The following is a 2,347-nucleotide window of genomic DNA, read 5'->3' on the forward strand; positions in this document are numbered from 1 at the left end:
AAGAAGAATTTAAAATAGAAATTAAAGTATAGGAGAGGATAATTATGAAGAAAAAAATGGTTATTATTTGTGCTGTTTTTGCAGTGATAATTTCTTGTAAAAATTATGCAGGTGGTGAAGATTTAAAACAAAATTTAGAGGAACAAGTTAAGGAAATTAAACAAGGTGTAGAAATAGAAAGAAAAATTAAACAAGGTATAGAAAAACAAGTTGAGGGATTTTTAGAAAAAAAAGAAGGAATTATTTCAGATGATGAAATAGCAAAAAAATTAAAAGAAGAAGAAGAATTAAAGGAGAAAAAAGAAAATAAACAAGAAGATGAAGAAGAATTAATGCGGGGTGATGAGCCTAATAGCCATATCAGTGAACCGGCATTAAAAACAACACGAGGTAGTGGTGGTCAACAAAAAGAAGAACAACAACAAGAAGAAAAAGAAGAACAGGCAAAAGCTAAAGCAGAACAAGAAAGAAAAGAGAAAGAAGAACAAGAAGAAAAGCAAGTTAAAAGCAAAATCAAAACACTTACAAAAAAAATAGACGAGATAAATAGAGATATCGATTCTATTAAGCATAAAAGTTGGTTTGTGGAGGATGAAAAAAGACTAGAAGTAAAGGCAACAGAAGTTAGAGATAAAGTTACGGGGCCTATATATGACCACTTTACTGATGATACTAATCAAGCCATATACTATACTTGGGGTTTAGACGAAGAAGAAGATTCAGAATTGGCAAAGTTATTGAAAAAATTAGGTGAGACTAGACACAGTTTAAGAAATAAATTAAATGAGGGGAATAAGGCATATATACTTGATGGAAAGAGTAAAGAACCTAATTTAAAAGAAAATGTAAAGGTTGACGAAATTGAATCAGACTTAGGGAAACTAAAATCAGAATTAGAAGAAGTTAAAAACTATCTTGAAAACGAATCTAATTTTGAAACAATTAAAGAGTATGTCTCTAGCAGTGATGATAAATAGTTTGAAATGTAATTTGCATTTAAGCATAAATTATAAAAAACAAGACTAACAACTAGTCTTGTTTTTTTTGTTCAAATTTATATCTTTTAATGCTTTTTTAATTTTTATTGGTTTTTGTATCATCCTCTTCTTTTTTTATGCTATTATTTTCTTTAATAAAATATTTTTTATATTTAGTATGTAATTTTTTATGATTTTCAAGATTAAATGTTATTGGATCTTTAAAAATTTCAAAAGCTATTTTAAGGGTTTTAGAAGTTAGTAGTTTTTTTGAAAAATCTTCTGATTTGGATGGAGGAATCATAAAACTAGCAAAAATATAATTATCATTATATAAATTAGCCGCTGAATAACATACTATATTCCCCTGTTTAATTTGTTCAGGAGTAAGTCTACATTCAGTTATTCCAATTGTTAGTTCAGATTCTTTTTCATTATCAAAAATATATTTGATTTTAATTTTATTTTTACTTTTTATATCATGTATATCAAAAAAACCAATATTGTGTTTAGTAGCAATATCATTGAAATTAAAATAATAGTAACTTCCTAGGCCGCTATTTACAAAATTCATAAGTGCATGATTTTTATTTTGCCAATTTTCTGGTCTTTCTTCTGATTTTGTTGCAATCCAGGAGTATTTTTCATTATTTTCCTTTCCATTTGTAAAAAATTTACTATCTCCTAATACTTCTTCATTATTATTCTTATTATTATTTGATTTGCAGCTTAGAATACTTATAAATAAAAATAAGAATACTACAAATTTTGTTTTATTAGTCATTTTAAATCCTTTTTTAAAGTTTCTTTATTAATATTCTTATGAAATCAATAAAGGTTATAATTTCTATTATTGCCAACAAAGGCATAGCAATTATGAATCCAAATCCCAAGGTAAAAATATAAAGTAAAATAGAGAAAATGGTTATACATAAAAACGTAGAACCTGTTCCCGTTTTCCCCACATAAAATCTATGAGCCCCTAAATAACCCAAAAATAAGCATAATAACCCCGCCACTAATCTATTATAAGATTTTTTAACTTGTTTGTTTTTAACTCCGCAAGCAATACAAATTTCAGCTTCTTTTTTAATTGGTTTGCCACAAGAATGACAATATATTTCATTCAAAGCTTTTGACATGATTTACGCTCCTTTTAAAAATAAAACATATCTATCTAAAAGCATTTAAGATAAATAAGTTGTATTTTTATGTATTTAAATTTAATAAACATTGTAAATATAGATCAGTAGTTAATAGGTATAAAGCAGTTATCAGTTTATGTTAATAATTTATTAAATTGCTTTACTATTTAGAGTAACAATTTGTTAATTTTGTTACTTTAGAGAAATTTTTTGAAAAAAGTTAAA

At 25.6% G+C, this 2,347-nt stretch carries 3 protein-coding genes; 1 reads left to right on the top strand and 2 read right to left on the bottom strand.

Going from position 1 to position 2,347, the window contains the following annotated elements; translation table 11 throughout:
* Positions 1-44 precede the first annotated feature (44 nt).
* On the top strand, positions 45-977 hold the full coding sequence (locus tag BLO14_RS05725; RefSeq protein ID WP_091973968.1) for a hypothetical protein: 933 nt from the start codon (positions 45-47) through the stop codon (positions 975-977).
* Positions 978-1,074: 97 nt separating this feature from the next.
* Here BLO14_RS05725 and BLO14_RS05730 read toward each other — a convergent pair whose 3' ends face one another.
* Together BLO14_RS05730 and BLO14_RS05735 are read right to left on the bottom strand one after the other, a co-directional pair.
* Complete coding sequence (locus tag BLO14_RS05730) at positions 1,075-1,761, bottom strand: hypothetical protein (RefSeq protein ID WP_091973971.1); 687 nt, start codon at positions 1,759-1,761, stop codon at positions 1,075-1,077.
* Positions 1,762-1,774: 13 nt separating this feature from the next.
* Entirely contained in the window at positions 1,775-2,119 is a 345-nt protein-coding gene (locus BLO14_RS05735; protein WP_091973974.1) for a TM2 domain-containing protein, read from the bottom strand.
* Positions 2,120-2,347 lie beyond the last annotated feature (228 nt).

The sequence above is a fragment of the Borreliella japonica genome (genome assembly GCF_900099615.1).
GTDB classification, from domain to species: Bacteria; Spirochaetota; Spirochaetia; order Borreliales; family Borreliaceae; genus Borreliella; species Borreliella japonica.

Coding starts and splice junctions, on each gene's coding strand:
- BLO14_RS05725 (WP_091973968.1), top strand. CDS start 45: ATGAAGAAAAAAATGGTTATTATTTGTGCTGTTTTTGCAGTGATAATT.
- BLO14_RS05730 (WP_091973971.1), bottom strand. CDS start 1,761: ATGACTAATAAAACAAAATTTGTAGTATTCTTATTTTTATTTATAAGT.
- BLO14_RS05735 (WP_091973974.1), bottom strand. CDS start 2,119: ATGTCAAAAGCTTTGAATGAAATATATTGTCATTCTTGTGGCAAACCA.